Origin of the sequence: Pseudoalteromonas sp. CO348, assembly GCF_004208845.1 — a bacterium.
GTDB classification, from domain to species: domain Bacteria; phylum Pseudomonadota; class Gammaproteobacteria; order Enterobacterales; family Alteromonadaceae; genus Pseudoalteromonas; species Pseudoalteromonas maricaloris.
On sequence record NZ_SGPI01000029.1, the window covers coordinates 122,109 to 144,113 of the forward strand.

15 protein-coding genes are annotated in these 22,005 nt (G+C 45.9%); 3 read left to right on the top strand and 12 right to left on the bottom strand.

Features of this window, described 5'->3' with window-relative positions; genetic code table 11:
* Positions 1 to 3 precede the first annotated feature (3 nt).
* From murG to mraZ, 10 genes are read right to left on the bottom strand one after another with little or no spacing between them, the layout of a single operon-like run.
* On the bottom strand, positions 4 to 1,071 hold the full coding sequence (murG, locus tag EXT48_RS14445; RefSeq protein WP_130164873.1) for an undecaprenyldiphospho-muramoylpentapeptide beta-N-acetylglucosaminyltransferase: 1,068 nt from the start codon (positions 1,069 to 1,071) through the stop codon (positions 4 to 6).
* On the bottom strand, positions 1,068 to 2,243 hold the full coding sequence (gene ftsW / locus EXT48_RS14450; RefSeq protein ID WP_039494194.1) for a cell division protein FtsW: 1,176 nt from the start codon (positions 2,241 to 2,243) through the stop codon (positions 1,068 to 1,070). The genes murG and ftsW overlap by 4 nt, the downstream gene beginning before the upstream one ends.
* On the bottom strand, positions 2,240 to 3,562 hold the full coding sequence (gene murD, locus EXT48_RS14455; RefSeq protein ID WP_130164874.1) for a UDP-N-acetylmuramoyl-L-alanine--D-glutamate ligase: 1,323 nt from the start codon (positions 3,560 to 3,562) through the stop codon (positions 2,240 to 2,242). Before murD ends, ftsW begins: the two co-directional genes overlap by 4 nt.
* The gene (gene mraY, locus EXT48_RS14460) at positions 3,562 to 4,644 is read right to left on the bottom strand and encodes a phospho-N-acetylmuramoyl-pentapeptide-transferase (protein ID WP_010368649.1); all 1,083 of its coding nucleotides are present in this window, start codon (positions 4,642 to 4,644) and stop codon (positions 3,562 to 3,564) included. The genes murD and mraY overlap by 1 nt, the downstream gene beginning before the upstream one ends.
* Positions 4,638 to 6,032, bottom strand: coding sequence for a UDP-N-acetylmuramoyl-tripeptide--D-alanyl-D-alanine ligase (murF, locus tag EXT48_RS14465; protein ID WP_130164875.1), 1,395 nt, complete (start codon positions 6,030 to 6,032; stop codon positions 4,638 to 4,640). Before murF ends, mraY begins: the two co-directional genes overlap by 7 nt.
* Entirely contained in the window at positions 6,029 to 7,492 is a 1,464-nt protein-coding gene (murE, locus tag EXT48_RS14470; protein WP_130164876.1) for a UDP-N-acetylmuramoyl-L-alanyl-D-glutamate--2,6-diaminopimelate ligase, read from the bottom strand. Before murE ends, murF begins: the two co-directional genes overlap by 4 nt.
* Positions 7,485 to 9,299 (bottom strand): penicillin-binding protein 2, encoded by a 1,815-nt coding sequence (locus tag EXT48_RS14475; protein ID WP_130164877.1) that lies wholly within the window; start codon positions 9,297 to 9,299, stop codon positions 7,485 to 7,487. Before EXT48_RS14475 ends, murE begins: the two co-directional genes overlap by 8 nt.
* A complete protein-coding gene (gene ftsL, locus EXT48_RS14480; RefSeq protein ID WP_010368658.1) occupies positions 9,296 to 9,619 on the bottom strand; it encodes a cell division protein FtsL in 324 nt (107 codons plus the stop codon). The genes EXT48_RS14475 and ftsL overlap by 4 nt, the downstream gene beginning before the upstream one ends.
* A complete protein-coding gene (rsmH, locus tag EXT48_RS14485) occupies positions 9,619 to 10,551 on the bottom strand; it encodes a 16S rRNA (cytosine(1402)-N(4))-methyltransferase RsmH (protein WP_039494187.1) in 933 nt (310 codons plus the stop codon). Before rsmH ends, ftsL begins: the two co-directional genes overlap by 1 nt.
* Before the next feature lie 14 nt (positions 10,552 to 10,565).
* Positions 10,566 to 11,024: a division/cell wall cluster transcriptional repressor MraZ gene (gene mraZ / locus EXT48_RS14490; protein WP_010368661.1), complete on the bottom strand. Its 459-nt coding sequence runs from the start codon at positions 11,022 to 11,024 to the stop codon at positions 10,566 to 10,568.
* 429 nt (positions 11,025 to 11,453) lie between these two features.
* Between mraZ and EXT48_RS14495 the strand changes: the two genes are divergently transcribed.
* Positions 11,454 to 14,447 carry an EAL domain-containing protein gene (locus EXT48_RS14495; protein ID WP_130164878.1) on the top strand — a complete coding sequence of 998 codons (2,994 nt, stop codon included), beginning with the start codon at positions 11,454 to 11,456 and terminating at the stop codon, positions 14,445 to 14,447.
* Between the two features lie 29 nt (positions 14,448 to 14,476).
* Here EXT48_RS14495 and EXT48_RS14500 read toward each other — a convergent pair whose 3' ends face one another.
* A complete protein-coding gene (locus EXT48_RS14500) occupies positions 14,477 to 16,141 on the bottom strand; it encodes an alkaline phosphatase (RefSeq protein ID WP_130164879.1) in 1,665 nt (554 codons plus the stop codon).
* 175 nt (positions 16,142 to 16,316) lie between these two features.
* On the bottom strand, positions 16,317 to 17,531 hold the full coding sequence (locus EXT48_RS14505) for a sodium:proton antiporter (RefSeq protein ID WP_130164880.1): 1,215 nt from the start codon (positions 17,529 to 17,531) through the stop codon (positions 16,317 to 16,319).
* A 242-nt stretch (positions 17,532 to 17,773) separates the two neighbouring features.
* On the opposite strand from EXT48_RS14505, the gene EXT48_RS14510 reads away from it, so the two are divergent.
* A complete protein-coding gene (locus EXT48_RS14510; protein WP_130164881.1) occupies positions 17,774 to 20,569 on the top strand; it encodes a TonB-dependent receptor in 2,796 nt (931 codons plus the stop codon).
* 85 nt (positions 20,570 to 20,654) lie between these two features.
* Entirely contained in the window at positions 20,655 to 22,001 is a 1,347-nt protein-coding gene (locus EXT48_RS14515; protein WP_240703389.1) for a DUF5690 family protein, read from the top strand.
* Positions 22,002 to 22,005 lie beyond the last annotated feature (4 nt).

Below are 22,005 nucleotides of genomic sequence, written 5' to 3' on the forward strand. Positions count from 1 at the left end.
ATCCTAGTTCGATAATTCTGTACAAATTTGGGCAACTTTCGCTGTTGCCTCCGACTTACCGCATTGTCTCGCTTTTGCTGCCATGGTCGCAATTTTTTGCGGCTCAATAACAAGTGGCTGCAGTGTAGTTGCTAGCATTTCTGGCGTCAGTGCAGTTTGCTGCAATATAAAAGCTGCCCCAGCCGACACTAAAAATTGCGCGTTAGCCGTCTGGTGATCGTCAACGGCATGTGGGAAAGGCACAAAAATCGCCGTTTTCCCAGCTGCGGCTATCTCACTCACAGTAAGCGCACCGGCACGGCAAATAACAAGGTCGGCCCAAGCGTATGCGGCATCCATATCATGAATGAACTCGCTGACCTCAGCATTAATGCCTGCACTTTCATATCGTTGTTGTGTATCGTCTTGGTTATGTTTACCGCTTTGATGACGAATATTTAATCCGATACTGGCTACCTGTTGCTGAAGTAACTTGAGTCCTTCTGGTACGGTTTCATTCAGTGCTTTTGCTCCCAATGAACCACCGACAATTAATAGATTTAACGGCACTGAAACCGGTTTATCGCTAATCTCAGCAACACTTGCACGTACCGGATTCCCCACAACCTGAGCGAGCTTTTCACTGAATGCGCCGGGAAAACCAGCCAGTACGCGACTTGCAATTTTCGCCAGCAACTTATTGCTCATACCCGCAACCGCATTTTGCTCATGGATCACCAAAGGGATCCCAAGCAGTTTCGCAGCAACACCTACCGGGCCAGTTACATAACCGCCCATGGCTAACACCACATCAGGTTTACGCTGTTGTAAAATACGCTTTGCTGCAAGTACCGCTTTTAAAACCATAAATGGCGCAGTTAGTAATCGTTTGACTCCGTTACCACGTACGCCTTTCATGGCAATAAAATCAATTTCAAAACCGTAACGCGGCACCACATCCGCTTCCATTCTGTCCGCAGTGCCAACCCAGCTCACTTGCCAAGCCTGCGCTTGTAAAAATTGTGCCACTGCAATACCTGGAAAAATATGTCCACCTGTACCGCCCGCGACCACTAGAAGACGTTTTGTCATCGTCTACCTCCACGGGATGTTGCCTGCCTTGTCGACATTTTTGTCTCAAAATCTATACGTTGTAGAATGCCCGCCGCAATTGTCATCACCCAAAGGCTAGAGCCACCGTAAGAAACAAATGGCAGTGTTAAACCTTTAGTGGGTAAAATGCCAGCGCTCGCACCAATATTAACGACTGCCTGAAAGGCAAACCAAATACCAATGCCCAGGGCAAAATACCCTTCGTATTCTTTGCCTGCTTTAAGGGCCTTTTGCCCGATAAAAAGCGCACGAGTAACCAATACACCGAGTAAAATAATAATGCTAAAGACACCGATAAAGCCCAGTTCTTCGGCAATTACTGCAAAAATAAAGTCATTATGTGCTTCCGGCAAATACTGTAGCTTTTGTATGCTATTACCCAAACCTTGACCAAACCAGCCACCTTGGCCGTATGCCATTAGGGATTGTACCAATTGATAACCAGCGCCAAATGGATCTTCCCAAGGGTTTAAAAAGCCCACGACACGCTTCATACGATATGGCTCAATGATGATAAGCACTACAACCAAAGAGACACCGGTAAGCATTAAGGTAAAAAACTGCCAAAGCCTTGCACCAGCTAAAAACAATAGGCCAACGGTCGTCACAAACATGACCACCACAGTACCTAAATCCGGCTGCATCAAAATTAAGAACGCATACACCGCAAACACAATCATTGGCTTGGCGAAACCTTTGATGTTTTCTTGTACTTCATCGCGTTTACGTACCAAGTAGCCGGCAATATAGCTGAAGAAAAATAGCTTAGATGCCTCTGCTACTTGCAAACCAAAAGGACCAAGCGGGATCCAGCGTCTTGCACCATTTACTTCGCGACCAATAATCAGTACCGCCACTAACAGTACCAAACCAAAAAGCAGCAAATATGGATTACTGCGTTTCCACCAAGTCATTGGCACACTTGTCGCGAACCAAAAGAGAATAAACGAGCCCACTAAAAAGATAACGTGGCGAATGGTAAAGTGAAAAGGGTTATCAAATAGCCGCTCGGCAACCGGCATAGAAGCACTTGTCACCATCACAAATCCCACTCCAATAAGCATGAGCATGCAGTACATCAAAGGTACGTCAAATAAGCTCTCGGACTGGCGAGGCGTCAGCGCCTCTTTGATATCTGCGACGTTAATCAAGCATGTTCCCCCACTAAACGGACGAACTCATCCCCACGCGCCATATAGTTTGGATACATGTCTATGCTGGCACAGGCTGGTGCTAATAGCACAATATCACCATTGGTCGCTATCGTTTTTGCCGCCAACACGGCTTCTTCCAAATTGTTGACTTGATGGCTATTGCGCAGCAGTGGCATAAACTGTGCGCCGTCTTGTCCGAAACAAAATAGCGCTTTGCAATGCGTAGTGAGTGGCGTCTTGAGTGGTGAAAGATCTGCTCCTTTCGCATCACCACCCACGATCAAAATAATATTTTTGCGGCCTGAAGCCAAAGAATCAATAGCGGCGACCGTCGAGCCAACATTCGTTGCCTTTGAATCGTTGAAGTAACGAACCCCTGCAACATCGGCAACCAACTGACAACGATGAGGTAACCCCGTGAAACTCGCAAACGCGCTGGCAAATGCCTGCACAGGCAATTGCATCGGCGCTAATAACGCCAATACCGCCAAGGCATTAAATTGATTATGTCGCCCCACCATCGCCAATGTTTTTACCGCTAGCAGTGGTGTCTGTTTATGTGCGAAATGCGGCTCACCGTCAAAGGTCATTAAGTGATAATCCCCCTCAGTGAGGGATACACTGCTGCCTTGCCCATGCTGCGCAAAGGTATAATGATCTTCAGCATTAAAGACAATATGTTCAACATGCTGGTAAATACGTTGCTTCGCTTCGATATAAGCTTGAAAATCAGGATAGCGATCCATGTGATCTTCAGTAATATTGAGGATCATTGCCGACAAACAAGCCAAGCTATGCGTGGTTTCAAGCTGAAAACTAGACAGCTCAAGTACATAAACATCATGCGGCTGCTCTAACAACGACAGCACAGACGTGCCAATATTGCCGCCAAGCCCAACTTTTAAGCCTGCGGCTTTCAATACTTCTGTCGCGAGCGTAACAACGGTGGACTTACCGTTAGAGCCCGTAACGGCAATCACTGGACGGGTATTGAGGCGTGCAAATAGCTCAATATCGCCGATGACTTCAACGCCTTCGGCAATGGCTGCGGCAACGCTTTGTTCAAATAACGGGATCCCAGGGCTGATGATAATCAGATCCGTTTGCGCCAAAGCGGCATCAGCAAGATTGCCAAATACCGCTTCACATTCAGGTGCGTTGTGACTTAGCCAGTCCGAGCCTGGAGGCACTGGACGACTATCAACCACTTTTGGATTAATACCGTGCGACAGCAGAAAACGCACAATCCCCTGTCCTGTGACTCCAAGTCCCAGTACCGTGACATGCTTTTTCTGTAATTGCTCAATATACGTCATTATCTAATCTTCAACGTCGCAAGACCGGCCAGAACCAAGATAATCGAGATGATCCAAAAACGGACTATCACGCGTGGCTCAGGCCATCCTTTTAATTCGTAATGATGGTGAATAGGGGCCATTCTAAAGATCCGCTGGCCTCTGAGTTTGTAAGACCCTACCTGTAAAATCACGGATAATGCCTCCATCACAAATACACCACCCATAATGATCAGCACTAACTCTTGGCGTACTAAAATAGCGATGATCCCGAGTGCACCACCCAGCGCCAATGAACCCACATCGCCCATAAAAACTTGTGCCGGATAGGTGTTAAACCATAAGAAACCAAGACCTGCGCCAACAATCGCCGTACATACCACAACCAATTCACTTGTGAGTGGCAAATGAGGAATATGAAGGTAGCTTGAGAAATTCGCGTTACCAGTAACGTAAGCAATAATCGCGAGTGCTGAGGCAACCAAAATGGTCGGAACAATGGCGAGTCCATCCAAGCCATCAGTCAGGTTAACTGCGTTTGACGTACCCACAATCACAAAGTAACTCATGACCAAATAGAACAAACCAAGTTGTGGTAATACATCTTTCAAAAATGGCACGACTAACGTGGTTTCCGCAGCGCTGGTGGACGTAAAGTACAAAAATGCCGCCGTAGATATCGCAATAACCGACTGCCAGAAGTACTTCCAACGTGCAATTAGGCCTTTACTGTCTTTTCTGATCACCTTGCGGTAATCATCCACGAACCCAACAATACCTAAGCTGCCAATGACAAATAACGTCACCCATACATATTTGTTGCTAAGGTCGCCCCACAGTAGCGTACTGGTAAAGATCGCAGCCAGAATTAACAGCCCACCCATAGTTGGGGTACCCGACTTGGACAAGTGCGATTCAGGGCCATCATCACGTACAGTCTGACCAATCTGCATGCGTTGTAATGCAGCGATGAGTTTAGGGCCAAAATACAACGAAATCATTAAGGCCGTTAAAATGCCTAAAATCGCCCTCAGGGTAAGGTAAGAAAATACGTTAAACCCAGAATAATATTGGGTAAGATACTCGGCTAGCCAAACTAACATGATACTTCTCCTGTCTCGCTATCCGACTGGCCAGCGTTTACTAATTCTTCAACGAGCAGTTCCATCCGCGCACTACGTGATCCTTTAACGATAACGGTGCATTGTCCTGATTGCTCGGCCAATACAACCCGTAACGCCTTCATTAAATTCTCGCGAGTCGAGAAATGACGATTTGGCTTTTCAAATACATTGCTTGCGCTACTACTCAGCACCCCCAATGAAAACAATTCATCAATGCCTTGCTGCTTAGCATACTCGCCGACTTCACGGTGATATTCGCGGGCATCTTCACCCAGTTCTGCCATATCGCCCAACGCCAATACTTTATAGCCAGACATAGACGCCAGTAAATCAATCGCCGCGTTGACAGATTTCACGTTTGCATTGTAGGTGTCATCGACGACACGCAGCGTGTCCGAGACTTGGATCATGTTGACACGGCCCTTTACTTCAGCCATTTGTTCAAGACCCGTTGCCACCTCACTTAAGCTTGCGCCCAGTTCAGTTGTCAATGCTGCCGCAATCAACGCATTGCCAACGTTGTGCTGGCCACTAAGCGGTAAACTAATGGTGGTACGCTGTTCACCTTGGCATAGCGTGAAGGTGGGGCGAGCTAGCTCATCCAGCTCAATTGCTTCCACCCAAATATCAAGCTGAGCATTTAGGCTATAACGTTTCACTTTAGAAACAGCTAAGCTTTCCTGCCACATCTGAGCATAATCGCTATCAGCATTGATGACTGCGACACCGTCAGCTTTTAGGCCTGAGAAAATCTCACCTTTCGCTTTTCCTACGCCATCAATTGAACCAAACCCTTCGATGTGGGCTGGTGCGACGTTACATACTGTCGCCACGTCTGGACTTACTAATGCAGTGGTATAAGCAATTTCACCCAAGTGGTTAGCGCCGAGTTCTATCACCGCATATTCATCATCTTCACTTAAGCGCAATAGCGTCAACGGTACCCCGATGTCGTTATTAAAATTACCTTTCGTCGCAAGGACTTTGCCTTTTTGTGCCAAAATCGCCGCACACATTTCTTTCACTGTGGTTTTACCGACACTGCCGGTAATTGCAATGGTTTTAGGGGCAACGGTTTCAATTACTGCTCGGCCAATTTGGCCTAAAGCAATGCGCGTATCTGCAACCACAAACTGTGGTAAATCGATATCTTCATCGTGCTCAGAAACAATAGCTGCAATAGCACCTTGCGCTTTGGCCACATCCAAGAAGCGGTGGCCGTCAAAGTTAGGCCCTTTAAGTGCTAAAAATACCTCTCCAGACTGTATTGTTCTGGTATCAGTATTAATATTGGCGACTGCCAAATTCTCCCCGTCGTAAGGGGTTTTTAAGACTGCTGCAAGCCAAGAAAAATCCATCTTGATCATGCCTTTTCCCCTCGTAAAATCGCTGCAACGCATTGCCTATCACAAAAATCAATGCGCTCAGTACCTATAATTTGATAATCCTCGTGCCCTTTCCCCGCTATCAGCACCACACTATTTTCATCAGCTAGGTCTATCGCGTGTTGAATGGCTAGCCCTCTATCAGGCTGGCAGACAGCATACTCAGGGTGGATGAGTCCTGCCTTAACGTCATCAATGATTAAATTGGGATCTTCACTTCGTGGATTATCGCTGGTGATCACCAGTTTATCTGCATATTTATCTGCTGCTCGCGCCATTTCAGGACGCTTACCTTTATCTCTATCACCACCGCAACCAAACACACAGATAAGATTACCCGGTACATGTGCTCGCAAGGCTTGTAGTGCAAGTGCCAAAGCGTCTGGGGTATGGGCATAATCAACAATACATGTAGGTTTTTCAGGGGCACTAAATGGCTGCATGCGGCCTGCAACTGGCGAGAGCTGGCTGCAAGCTTCGCTTAATGCTTCAAGACTTGCGCCTTGTAATAGTAAAGTCGCAATCGCAGCAGCTAAATTATAAAGATTAAACTCACCATACAGTGGCACACTGACTTCACATTCACCCCAGCTGGTTTTTAACGTCGCCGTTAAACCATTTGGGTGTGCCGACACGGCATCAAAGAATACATATTGTTGGTAGCTATTTTTTTCAGTCCAGCGACCGTAAACAACCACTGTATCGTCATTAAACTCAGCGGCCCAGCTTGCACCTACTTCGTCGTCAATATTGATGACTTTGTGATTTGGCGCACAGCGAGTAAATAGCAGTTTTTTGGCTTCTGCATAGCTTTGCATATCACCGTGATAATCTAGGTGATCGCGCGTCAAATTGGTGAAAACAGCCACATCAAAGTCGCATTCGTCAACTCGACCTTGCACCAAGCCATGGGAAGAGACCTCCATCGCGACTTGATCATATTGTTGCTGTAAAAACGCTAAAATACGTTGTAAATCTACGTTTGACGGCGTGGTGTTTGCCAGCGGAATAAGGCTGTCTGGTTGACCATAACCAAGCGTACCTATCACAGCCCCTGCACTACCGGTTAGGCTAGCTAAATTGGCAATCATTGCTGTCGTGGTAGATTTACCATTGGTGCCAGTAACGCCTGTAAGTTTGAGCTTTTTACTCGGGTATGCATAAAACCGCGCTGCAATTGCTGCCAACTTATTAGCAAGATTATCGATAAAAATCGCTTGCTCTGGTGCAACATTAAGCTCGCTTCCCGTTTCTACAAGCACACATTTAGCGCCTTGCGCAACGGCACTGGCGGCATATTTAGCACCGTCTTGGGCATGACCTTGCAGTGCAACAAAACAATCACCCGGCTCAATCACTCGACTGTCTATGCGTAGATGCTCAACCTCAACAGGGGCAATATTGACACCATAATCACTGAGTACCTGAGCAAGATCACGCATCGTTATCTGCTCCAGAAATATAAGCCACACGCTCTTTATCAGGTGCTACGTTTAGAATTCTCAGTGCATTAGACATAATTTCAGCAAAAGCAGGCCCTGCGGTTTGACCGCCATAGTAAACATCTCCCGCCGGTTCATTAACCATCACCACAACCGCAAGCCTTGGGTCACTTACCGGTGCAACGCCCGCAAAGTAACCAACGTACTCATCACCATAGCCACCCGCCACGGCTTTTTCTGAAGTACCTGTTTTACCAGCGGCACGGTATCCATCAACTTTTACGTTGTGGGCAGTGCCGCCACGTTCAAATACTGACTCCATCATCTCTACCACGGCATGTGTATCTTGCTCGCTAAAAATACGCTTGCCTTCAGGAATTTCATCTTGCTTCACAATAGTGAGTGGTCGCAAGATACCGCCGGCTCCAAACATAGCGTAAAGTCTTGCCATTTGCGCGGTGCTTACAGATACTGCGTAACCATAAGAGAGTGTTGCGATTTCAAAGTTAGACCAACGGCGGTTTGGATAAAATAGACCTGCGCTTTCACCAATCATGTTTGAGCCCGTTGGCTCACCAAATCCCACGTCTTGGTATAAATTGATAAAATACTCTTTTGGCAGCATTTGCGAGATCTTCGCAACCCCCATGTTACTGGAGATTTTAAGAATCTCTCTTAAGCTCAGCTCACCGTTATTACGAGTGTCTTTCACTAAGCCACCACTTAAGTTCATCCAACCCGGATAAGTATCTATCGTGTCTGTTGCCTTAACTGCACCATAATTTAAACCAGCCAATACCGCTAAAGGCTTTAAGGTTGAACCGGGTTCAAATAGGTCAGTCATAGCACGATTACGACGCTTATAAGGTGCAGCAGTACTTAGATCGTTAGGATTAAAGCTTGGGCTATTCACCAAAGCTAAAATCTCGCCAGTGTGTACATCAACAACTATCGCCGAACCAGAGGTAGCTTTATAGCTCAGTACCGCCGACTTTAACGCGCGATAGGCAATAGCCTGGATCCGTAAATCGATACTCAAGTAAACATCTTCTGGCTCAACACGCTGTTCTTCTGAAAGTACTTGTACTTCACGACCCTGCGCATCTTTACGAATGGTGCGTTTACCAGCCGTACCGGTTAATGCAGAGTCGAACATACGCTCAACGCCTTCTATACCTTTGCCATCAATATCGGTAACACCAATCATGTGCGCCGTTACTTCGCCGCTTGGGTAAAACCGTTTGGACTCGTCAAGCAAGTGCACGCCCGGCAGGCGCATTTGACGAATATAGTTGGCAACAACCGCTGTCACTTGACGCTTCAAATAGACAAAACGACGGCTTGGGTCTCCCCTAAGCCGTTCATCGACATTTTCTGGTTTAAGTCTGAGCACATCTGCAAGCTCTTTCCACCTGAGCTCATCATCGTACCAAGCTTGTTTCCGTATTTTCAGCTCAGCATCGTTTTGCTCTAACGCTTTATAATCTTCACCTTCTTTACGGGCTTTACGTAACACTTTTTTGGCAAGTGCCTTATCAATGGCAAGGGGATCAGCATAAACGCTCACAACCGGCACACTCACAGCCAGCTCTTTGCCATTGCGGTCGAAGATCATGCCTCGTTGGACATTGAGTTTCTCAACCCGTACAGTGCGCTTATCATTTTCTTCAATGGCCTTATCGGGCTCAATTACTTGCAAAAATGCAGCGCGTGCAACAAGCGTCATAAAAACGGTGAGCATTACGCCGCAAACTAGAGCAAAGCGCCAGGTGATAATAGATTGAGATTTTTGCTTTTGTTTATTCATGGCAGCACAATCACCTGTTCATCTTTACTGGTTGGGCGTTTCATCTCTAACTGCATCTTGGCTATCTCTTCAATCCTTGCATGCTGGGAGTAAAACTCTTCTTCTACAACGAGATATCGCCATTGTAGGTCTAGCTCATCGCGCTGTTGCAATAACTCATCCTGCTGTATCAATTGCTGGCGAGTTAAATGGGTAATTTGCACTACCGCGAGTGCAGAAATCAAAATCGTAAGTAGCAAGAATGCCGTCAACTTATTAGCAATGATGTAATAGCCTATTTCTACAAATAGATTCGGTTGACGTTGCTTACTTGCATTCATTAGAGTTTCTCCGCCACTCTTAATACTGAGCTTCGCGAGCGTGGATTTTGTGCAATCTCTGCATCGCTAGGCTTAATGGCTTTACCCACTGCCTTTAAGGTGAGATTTTGTTTAAGTTGTTCATCCGTTAAAGGCAGACCTCTGGGTATCGCCTCTCCCTTACTCTGCTTCTTGATAAACTGCTTTACAATGCGATCTTCTAGAGAATGAAACGAGATCACCACTAACCGACCACCAGGTTTTAACACCTCAAGTGACGCTTGCAATGCAGTCTGAATTTCTTCTAACTCGCTGTTAATATAAATACGAATGGCTTGGAAAGTACGAGTTGCAGGATGCTTGTGTTTGTCCTTGACAGGCACAGCTTCATCAATCAATTGCGCTAATTGCGCTGTGGTTGTAATCGCGGTGTGCTCACGTACTTCAATGACTTTACGAGCAATACGAGTGGCAAACTTTTCTTCGCCATACTTTTTGATCACGAATACCATTTCTTCAAGCTCTGCTTCAGCTAGCCACTGTGCAGCGCTGCGACCTGAATCAGGATCCATACGCATATCTAGTGGCCCGTCTTTCATAAAGCTAAAGCCACGGTCTGCATCATCAAGCTGAGGTGAAGACACACCAATGTCCAACAAAATGCCATCAACCTGACCTAAGATACCGGCTTGTTCCGCGACAGATTTAATTTGCGAGAAGCGGCTTCGCGCTATAGAGAAACGTGTATCATCAGCAAACTTTTCAGCCGCCTTAATCGCTTGAGGGTCTTGATCTATGGCTTGTAAACGCCCAGTCGACAATCTTTTGAGGATTTCACCTGAGTGCCCACCACGACCAAACGTCCCGTCGATATATATACCTTCAGGGTTAATTGCTAGGGCATCTAGGGTTTCGGTCATTAATACCGAAATATGCTTAAACTCTTCGCTCATTAATTTGTTTACCCCTACAAGGAAAAGTTTTCCAATTCAGGGCTTTCCTCAAAGTTTCCTGAGTGTTCAATTTCGGTATCTGCCTGCATTTGCTGATACCAGCGTTCTTCGTCCCAAATTTCAAATTTATTGAGTAACCCAACTAGCATGATCTTTTTGCCTAATTGCGCATGGGATCGCAATGAAGGCGCCAGTAAAATTCGGCCATTTTTGTCTAGTTGGTATTCTGTAGCATGACCTAGCAACATCCGCTGCCAACGTCTCACTCTGGGATTGGTATTAGAGATGCGACTTAGTTTGGTCTCAATTTCTAGCCATTCGGAGAGTGGGTAGAGCCACAAGCACGGTTCGTTGATCGCAATAGTACAAATAACAGTTCCCTGATCTTCGGACAGCAGCGGTTGACGGTACTTAGTCGGTACCGCAAAACGCCCTTTGTCATCCAAAGCTAGCGAACTTGCACCTCGAAACATGCGTGATCCTATTTCTAAGTTGGTTGATCCAGTTTGATCCACTAAAACCCACTTTTTACCACAGAAGAACAGTCTAGGGCTTGACAAGCACTTTTGTCAAGCTCAGTCGGTACCTTTAACGCCTTTGAAAGCCAGAAAAATCGCGGGATTTGTGGAAGATCATGAATTTTGTGGAAAAAAGTGGAGAGATGAAAAAATGCCATATTTTTTGGCCGGATAATCACGTCATACTTTCAAATTAGAAATTAAAAATTCCATTTGTTAACCCTTGCTTAAGGATGCTTTTGCAGCTGAATTATTTATGCAAATTAGCTTGGTTGTCCCTACTCGATTCGGTATCATTCGCGCTCTCTGATCAGCTCCATAGGTGGGATTATTCTGAAATCTTCAATACAGTTTCGATTTTATCGCTTACTCGTTCTACTGTGCTTGCCATGTCTGATCATTATTTTATTTCTATTATGTGAGCAACGTCAGCAGGCATTAACACAACAGTCACAACAGGCGCTGCATTACGCCAAACAAGTTGCGGCGATCCAGCAGGTAGAACTCGCAGATACAGAACAAGTGTTACAGCAACTGTCGACCCGTATTGATCACCTTACTGTAGAGCACGGTAAATGTCCGCCGCTGCTTTATCACGCGATGCTGCTCAGCCCCAACCTAGCTAACCTTGGCATAGTTGACGCTCAAGGGAACGTACTTTGTACTACGCATCAAGCAGATCAACGCGAGATCAATATCGCCGATCGTGGTTACTTTAAAACCGCAATACGCACTGCCCAGTTTAGTATTGGTGAGTATCAAATTGACCGCAGCATGCAACGTGCAACAGTCAACTTCGCGCTACCAATTTACGATGATCAGCAACAATTTTTGTTTATGCTTGTTGCGGTGAAAGGCTTAACGCATTGGAGCCAGACCCTTGCAAAACTGCCTCTTCCTGTTGGTACTCGGGTAATGATTGCCGACGCTAAAGCGCAAATCATTGCGCAATATCCAGCAGCAAATGCAGAACTTGGCCGTGCTGTTAGCAGTTCTTGGCCAAGCAATTTAAGCACACAGGCGACGCTACTAAACACCCCAGAAGGCAATCGCTTGGTGTATGTAAAGCAATCACTCAATAACAGCAACCGAGCGTTACAAATCTACTTTAGTTTCGATTTTGAGTCCCAGTTGAGTAGCATAGACAAGCGTTTTGCGCTCTTTTTGGGGATCTTCTTTGTGCTTGTATGCATTTTGTTTTGGCAAACCCATTGGCAATTAAAACAACAGCTTTTAAAACCGCTTAGTGCACTCAAGCATGCTATTGCAAAGCTTGAGTCGGGCAAGCAAGATCCCCGTTTTGATGCAACCAAAGTACCCAGTGAATTTGAGCATATCGCCGAGCGTTTTGCTCATATGGCACAAACACGCCTAGCCGCTGAAGACAATGCAAATCATAGACTTGCCGTTGTAAAAGCCTTGATTAATGCACTCCCCGATAGCTATGTGCGCTTAGATCAACAGGCTCAGATCTTATCTCGCTATGGTGATTATACCGATAAGGCACAAACGCTTAGAGAGTTGCTACCAGAACATATTTATAAGCGGATCCGAGCAGAACTTGCACTGCTAAACGATAAAACCTATGTGCAACTCGAGTTTTCTCCAACCAGCAATCAAGTAGTTGAATGTCGCCTGTGCGCCATTGAATCTCATCCTCAGGCGTTGCTGATTTTCCGTGATATTAGTCAACGTAAGCATCAAGAAGAGGCACTAAACCTGGCTGCATTGGTGTACAACAATAGTAGTGAGTGCATGATCATCACGGATGCTAATGGCTTTATCTTGGATGTTAATCTCGCCTTTACGCGTGTAACTGGTTACTCACGCTCAGAGGTGCTGGGTAAGTCCACTGCCATGTTAGGATCGGGTCAACACGACCGTAGCTTTTACGAATTAATGTGGCAGCAGCTTAACGAACACGGCCGTTGGCAAGGTGAGATTGTCAACCGCAAGAAAAATGGCGAGCTTTACACCGAATGGCTAACTATTGATAGCGTTTATGATAGCAACCGTGAGATCTATCGCCGTGTCGCGATCTTCACCGATATTACCGAAGTTAAGCGTAAAGATGCGCTGATCTGGAGACAAGCACATTTTGATGAATTAACCGATCTTCACAACCGCGTGGGACTTAAAAAGCACTTAAAAAAGCAGGTTGCCAGCGGACAACAGCAAACCGCCGTGTTGTTACTCGATCTCGACAATTTCAAAGATATTAACGACACTTTAGGCCATTATTACGGTGATTTACTCTTAAAGTTAGTCGCGCAACGTTTGAAGAGTATGGCTCCGCATGCGTTTTTATCTCGCATTGGAGGTGATGAGTTTGTCTTTGTGTTGGAAGATGATGAACACAAAACAACATGCAAAGCATTGGCCTCCCAGATCCAATCAGCACTTAAACAACCGTTTGAGATCAAAGATGAGCAGTGCCATATCACGGCAAGTATGGGGATTGCCACCGCACCAACAGATGGTAATGGCGCAGAAGCCCTATTAAAGGCCGCCGATCAAGCAATGTATCGAGCAAAGCAACAAGGTCGCAATGGCTACGTGATTTTTGATGACACCTTACGCAAAGTCGCGGAATCTAGAATGCAAATGCTCAAAGGTATTCGTACTGCACTGCATAACAATCAATTTGAAATGCACTACCAGCCTATCGTATCACTTGACGATAATCGCGTCGCCAAAGCCGAGGCTTTGATCCGCTGGCAACATCCAGAGCAAGGCATGGTGAGTCCAGCTGAGTTTATTCCGTTAGCGGAAGAAACCCAGCTCATTCATCATATTGGAGATTTAGCCTTTGCGCAGTCTGTTGACACGTTGACGCAACTACAGCACTTAGGCCATACAACACAAATTAGCATCAATGTTTCACCGGTCCAATTTGCCGCTAAAAATTGCACCTTAGCAAGCTGGAGTGACAAACTCACGACGCTTGCGATCCCCCCTGAGCACGTGGTTTTAGAGGTCACTGAGGGAATGATGATGCACAATGATAGCCGCACAAAGCAACGTGTTGAACGCTTAAAGCAGCAAGGTTTTCAATTTGCGTTGGATGACTTTGGCACGGGTTACTCGTCACTTGCGTATCTAAAACAATTAGATTGTCACTTTGTGAAAATTGATAAGCGCTTCGTCGATGGCATCGCAACCAATGCAGACGATTTAACCCTGTGTGAAACCATTATTTTGATGGCCCACCGCCTTGGTTTAAAAGTCATCGCTGAAGGCGTTGAGACCGCGACTCAGCATCAGCTATTAAAACAGGCTGGATGTGATTTTGGTCAGGGTTATTACTATTCAAAGCCGCTACCACAACGCGAGTTTCTAACCTTAATGACAGAAAAAAGCCACATTGCTGTGGCTTAACTGAAGTTACTTAAATCTAGGTGCTTGGTTTATTCAGTTAAACCAAGCGCAGTCATCATTTTGTTTGCAACGTCCACATGGTGCTGCATGGTTGAGAACTGCTTAGTTACACCCGCAGGACCGAAAGTATAAACTGGTACTGGCGCAGCCGTATGCGTACCAGTACCCCACACTACGCTTTGCTCTGAGGCAATCGCGCGAGCGATTTTTCCAGTGTAATCTTCTTTAGCGTATACATAGAAGTCACCGAAGTCCTCAAACGCAGGGATCATCGTTGCATCTTTGTCGTCATAAACACTTTGACCAACCTTCTCTGCATTATCTAGCGTCACCGTGTAAGCCGTCATATCTTCAATGGTCGCTTTCCAAGTTGGGCCCGATACATTTTCATAGGCTTCATCAGGCGCAGCTTCAGCAAGAATATCGAAGAAGGTGCCTGTTTGCGCGTAGAGCTTGTCTAGTTGCGCAAGTGGGCCAAAGTTAAACTTAGGATGATATTCTTTAGCAACACCATTTACATACATACCATCGCCAGACAGCGTTTGTGCTTCAGGACGCTCATGCTTTGAATAACTAAAGCCAAAACTACCCGTTTCATGGTCCGCAGTCACAACGACTAGCGTATCGTTACGGTCTTTTACCCACTCATGAACAGCTTCAACGGCTTCATCAAATTTAAGCAGCTCGTTTAGCATCCAACCTGCATCGTTTGCGTGACCCGCCCAGTCAATTTGACCACCTTCAATCATCAAGAAAAAGCCATCTTCATCTTTTGACAAGATATCAAGCGCTTTCACCGTCATTTCTTTTAATGAAGGCTGAGTACAGCTGTTGCTTTGTTGACAAGCTTTGTAAGCAATTGCGTCACTCATACCAGAGTTTGCGAATAGACCTAGTACTTTTTCGCCTTCAAAACTGCTTAATTGTGCTTTATCAAAAGCAAGGCCATAACCATGTTGCTCTTTTGCTTCAACAACTAGGTTAGTTTCATCTCCACGCTTTGAACTTTTATATACGCTACTAGGCATGCCAAGTGCGTCAAGTTGTGCTTTTACTTCAGCATTGTCAGACGTGCTCTTTGGTACAAATACGCGAGCGCCACCAGATAACATCACGTCAACACTGCCAGAGCGAACTAATTGCTCAGCGATTTCAGCTTCATATGAACGATGCGGCATATGGGCAGCAAATGCAGCAGGCGTCGCGTGCGTAATACGCGTATCTGAAACAAGACCCGTCGCTTTACCTGCGGCTTTGGCTTTTTCTAAGATAGTCGCTACTTTATTGCCATCGGCATCAAGGCCTATCATTTCAGAGCCTGCGGCAAGGCCGGTTGCTAATTGTGTTGCCGAACAAGCAGAGTCAGTCACTAGACTGCCAGTTGCGCCATGTGGTGCGTTCATGGAAAGACCTAAATGGCCACCCGCAGCAAGTTTAGAAAGCGCAGTTTGATTGCCTTTGTTTTTATAAGTTGAGTTTGGCGCGCGCTGAGCATACTCTTCAAGTAAGCCAACTTGCTGTGGTCCCATACCGTCACCGATCATAAGGATCACATTTTTTACTTGTGTCACTTCTTGCACTGGTACTTCTTTGATGACTTCAACTTCTTTGATCACCTCAACGGTTTTTGTATCGTCATCACACGCGGTAAGTAGAATTGCAGAGATAGCAACTGTAAGTAACTTTTTATTCATTGTACTGTTCCTGAAACGTAATATTTGTCTGTAAGGCGGGCACAGTCTAGGCGCGTTACATGACTTTTTTATTTCAGCAAAGTGACAAAAAATATTTTATTTCACAATAAGTTACAATATAACAGTACAATTCAGATACGAAATCATACGCTATACCAATTGTTATTTAGAGTAATCACTCTCGACCAGAAGCACTGGTAAATAATTTAGAAATGGGTCGACTAGATAATCCAAACACAAAAATGCTGAGCAGCACCGTTGCCATTGCCACTTGAGTAATTTGCAAACCATTTGGCAACTCTTCGCTAAGTAGCATTAAGGTGAGCACCACCGAAGCCAATCCCTTGGGGCCAAACCAAGCTAACGTAAAGCGCTCTTTGGTTGTCAGTTCGCCACCTAACAAGCAGAGGAATACCGGGATCAATCTGAACATAGCGGTTGCTAACACTGCGTACACCCAAACCTGCCATTGGGTAACATTTAACAACACTACACTTGCCGACAAACCAAATACTATCCAGATCATAAAAGCCGCAAATTCGGCGAGGTGCTCCCCTTCTTCGATAAGCTGATCTTTAAACTCATCACGATAATATTTATCAAACAGCAAACCGCTGACAAATGCAGCAATAAAACCGCTGCCATGCAAAGCTTGGGTTACCGAAAAAACTAAAAAAGCGATGCCAACAAAGAGAAAAGGGCTGGTTTTAGACGCAAAGTAATGATGTTGATAGGCGCGTTTAAGTAACCAAATTATCACCGCAGTCAGTAACCCCGCGACAACGAGTGCAATCCCCACTTCACGTATAAAAATCCAAGCAAATGATTCAGTCGTCGCTTGCATTCGCTCAGCTAATACCCCCAGTAAAAACAGAAATACCGGAATACATAGGCCATCATTCAAGCCACTTTCCACATTAATTGCCTCACGCAATCTGGTGGGCACGGACTTATCCTGAATGAAGGTTTTGCATAAAGTGGCATCAGTTGGGGTGATGATCACCGCAATTAAAAAGCAAGCCAACCAAGATAACTGGAACAGCTCATGGGCCACCCACGCGCCAAATACCATGGTTAATGGCAGCCCGAGTAATAATTTAACCGGTAGCTGAAAGCTGTGAGATAACACCCGTAATCGCGTTTTTGCAGCATCGGAAAATAAATAAATAGCAAGCGTCAGCTCAATAATCGGCAACCAAGTCTGTAAGCCATTAATATCTACCGCTAAAGCTTGTTGCCCTCCTTCAATATTACCCAGCACAAAGCCTATCGCCCCGCCCGTTAGCACAAACCACATAGGTGCGGTGAGCTCCGCCCTATCTAATTGTCGAGCTGTGATGCTATAGATAAAAAGAGAAAGTCCAATCGCCGCAATCAAAGCATAAATCACGCTGCCATTCCTTTACTGAAAACTTGCTGCTGATAACGCGAGTATGACAAATCTTATTCAGTTAAGCCAAACATCTAACAACATCCTCCTATCTCATTTAAAGCGAATCAAACAACAAAGAGCAGTAGGCGCTAGTTAATTTTTCACCTTTGTGTCATCGGAATGTAAAAAACCGTCATTACTCTATCTGCAACAAACTGGACTAGACCAGAAATTTAACCCAAACTTTTGAGAAAAGAGCAATGAAAAAACTAACCCAAATCGCTGCTGCCGTGTTACTCGCCACCAGTCCCAGCTTATATGCTGCGACAGGTAAACTTGTTGGTGTTGTAAAAGACCTACAAAGTAATCTGTCTGGCGCCGTTATCTCGGTAAAAGGCCAAGATGTATCCACTGTGTCTGATTATCGTGGTCGCTTTGAACTGCCAAAACTAGATGCTGGTCGCTACACCTTAGTCGTGAAATATATGGGTTATCAGGAAACTGAACTTCAGGCTGAAGTAACTGATGGCAAAGTCACTACATTGTCTCCAATCTTATTAAACCACCAACAAGCAATGGAAGAAGTGGTCACTGTTGGGCAAATCTTCCGTGGCGAAATGGCCGCAGCAAATAACCAAAAAAATGCCAGTAATATCAAAAGTATCATTTCTGCTGATGGGATTGGTAAGTTACCAGATAGAAATGCCGCTGAAGCCGTGCAACGTATTCCAGGTGTGTCGATAGAACGCGACCAAGGTGAAGGGCGCTTTGTTGCAGTGCGTGGTTTACCGTCACAATGGAGTTCGGCAAGCATCAACGGTAACCGCCTTCCAACCGCTGAAGAGGAAACCACCAGCCGCGCTACTGCGTTCGACTTTTTTCCAAGCGAATTGATTGAATTTGTGGAAGTGTCTAAGGCTATCACCCCTGACATGGAAGGCGATGCGATTGGCGGTAATGTTAATTTCGTGACCAAAAAAGGCGCTGATGATTTTATCCTCAAAACCAACTTCGCTGTGGGCCAAAATGAACTGGCCGATGGCACAAACTATTCTGCCAATGTGGTGTACGGCGATCGTCTACTCGACGACAAGCTAGGTTTTATCATTAACGCCACAGCTTGGCAGCGTGATTGGGCAACCGATAACTATGAGCCGCGTCGAGGTAACGATGGCTTAGGCATTTACCGTTTAGAGCTGCGTGATTATACCGGAACCCGTGAAACTTACGGCTTAAATGGCTCGCTGGAATATCAACTTGAAAGCGGCACGCTCAGCGCCAGCGCGCTATATGGCACACTGATTGATGATGAAACCCACTATAAGCACAGGCTGCGTTTTGATAAAGACCGTGCTGAGCTGCAGCATATTCGCAACGAACTCATCACCGAAATGCAAGGCTTTGAAATTGCAGGTGAACATGACTTTGGCTTTGATAAAACGCTCTCTTGGCAACTAGCCACGTACGAAAATGAGTTTCGCTATGGCGACAAACCCAACAGTGAAGACAATAGCTATTTTGTCGCCCGTTTTGATCAAAAAGAGGTTGGATATGTTGGACTTGAAGACCGCGATACCGGTAAAAATTATGCCTACAACCAAGTAGACGGCGGCAGTGACCCTTGGAACGCCATTAGCAATCACTTCCCCTCGGGCTTTACACTCGATCCAAGCAAAATGGGTTTGTCTTGGGTTGAGCTATACAAAGTCTACATCAACGAAAAAGACAGACTGGTAGCCAATGCCGACTTTGACTGGCAATACAATAACCAGCTAGCCGTTAAATTTGGGGCAAAATACCGTGACAAAGTCCGTAAAGCTGACTTTGCCGATGAGTTTTACGCGTGGGACAGCGAACAATATGGCGCAGCGCCAACGCTTGCAGACTTTGCCTTAAGCGAGCAACCCGGTCGCAGCGATTACTTAAGCGAAGCCAAGTTTGATTATCGCACGCAGTTGTCGCAGGTGGCTTCCACCGATGCTCTTGCTCAGTTTTGGACGCAAAATCGCAATAAGTTCAAGCTAGATGTGGGTGAATCAGCACTCATCAGCAACGGTGGAGCGCTGGGCAGAAACTTCGATGTTGAAGAAACCCACACCTCGCTCTACGGTATGGCAACTTACCAAGCTAACGACAACTGGGAAGTATTAGGCGGCTTACGCGTTACCCGCACCGATACCGAAGTGTCTGGCTACACCTATTTAGCCGACGAAGACAAAGTTGTTGATACCACCAACAGCAATGATTATTGGTCCATATTACCCGCACTACATGTTACTTATCGTGCCAATGACGATACCAATTATCGCCTCGCACTAACTCGCACCTTTGCCCGTCCTGACTTTGGTTCGTTAACACCAGGCGCAACTTACCTTGAGCAGGACAACCAGCTTAATTCAGGAAACCCAGCGCTCGACCCTACCTACTCAAATAATCTCGACTTGATGGTGGAACATTACTTTGACCGCGTTGGTTTGGTCTCTGCGGGGGTATTCTACAAAGATATCCAAGACCCAATCTTCCAAGCCACCAGCGTTGGCAATTACAACAACAAGCAAGGCGTGACCATCATCCGTCCTGAAAACGGCGATAGCGCTTGGCTTGCGGGTATTGAGCTGGCATTTAACCGCGACCTTGGTTTTATTTCTGACAGGTTGAGCAACTTTGGGGTAATGACCAATGCAACCTTTATGGATTCTGAAATGCAGATCCCAGAGCGCACAGAAAAAGTGGCCATTCCACGTCAGGCCAATGAGCTTTACAACTTTACGCTGTATTACGACGACACCCGTTTTGCAGCTCGAATAGCACTTAATCATAAAGGTGCTTATATCGAAGAGCACGGCGGTGATAGCCAATCGGATAGCTACTATGGCGCCAATACCAGCGTGGACTTTACAACGTCATACCAACTTAACGAACAAACGTTAGTTTACCTAGAGCTAAGTAACCTCACCAATGAAGCATTGCAGTACTACCAAGGTGAGCAAGGTCGCCCATTACAGGTGGAATACTATGGTATCCGCGGCATGGTCGGCATTAACTACCAATTTTAATACCAATTCACTTGATTAAGCCGATTGGTATACACCGGTTGACGGGCAATCCACAAAGGATTGCCCTCGAATTACCGAGGATCCTATGATGTTGCAGATCACGCTATTTAACGCCCGCCCGCGCTGGCTAAAAGACGCCCAAGGTATCGGCTTTGTACTATTTGCCGCGACCAGTGCGTTTATGACTTACTTTTGTATGTACGCCTTTCGTAAGCCATTTTCGGTCAATACCTATGAAGCCTTTGATGACCCGAGCTGGGTTGTTAGCTTTAAAATTGCCCTGATCCTTTCGCAAGTATTTGGCTACCTATGCGCGAAATTTATCGGCGTTAAAGTGATTGCTGAAATGCAGCATCATTATCGCGGCCGTGCGATTTTGGCCATGATTTTAGCCGCCGAGCTCGCACTGGTGCTATTTGCCATTACTCCTACGGGCTGGAATCTGGTTTGGCTGTTTGCCAATGGCCTCTCCCTTGGCATGATCTGGGGTTTGGTTTTTAGCTTTTTAGAAGGCCGTAAAACCACCGAAATCTTAGGCGCGGTACTCAGCGTGACTTTTATTCTAGCCTCAGGATTGGTCAGAACTGTGGGCAAATGGCTGGTGAGTGAACTCAATGTGCCTGAACTGTGGATGCCAGCAGCAACCGGAGCGATTTTTCTACCACTGCTTGTACTTAGCGTAGCTTGCCTTAATAGTATTCCCGAGCCTACACAAGAAGATGAACAATTACGACAAAAGCGCGCGCCAATGGATGGCAAAGCCCGGCTGGCGTTTTTTAAACAGTATTGGTTTGGAATAACTGTACTGGTGCTTAGCTTTTTACTCTTTACTGGCTTTCGTGACTTTAGAGATAACTTCTCAGCCGAGATCTGGCAGGCCTTAGGCTATGGGCAAGAACCCGCGATTTTTGCTTATGCCGGGATCCGCATCGCCTTTATCGTACTCATTGCGCTTGCCGCATTGGTATTAATTAAAAATAACCGCATTGCATTTTTTGCCAACCATGGCTTTGTCTTACTCGGGGCTTTACTACTGGCTGGCAGTACGTATTTATACCAAACCCAAAGTCTCGATCCTAAAACGTGGATGGTACTGCTGGGAGCTGGTCTTTATATCAGTTATATCCCCTATAACTGCTTTTTGTTTGACCGCATGATCTCAGCGGTTGGCTCGACTGCGAACGCAGGTTTTTTAATTTATCTGGCGGATTCGGCGGGCTACATCGGCTCAGTGGGCATTTTGCTCTATAAAACTTTTGCCACACCTGAGCTCAGTTGGCTGCACTTTTTTACCATGGCTTGCTACTGGGTGGCGTTTATCGCAAGCGCCCTCGTAGTGAGTTCAATTATTTATTTTGCCGTGAAATTAAAGCGACCACGTAAAGCGTCAACGCAAGTACGCACCACGGCACTTTCATCACATATTTCCTAGCTAG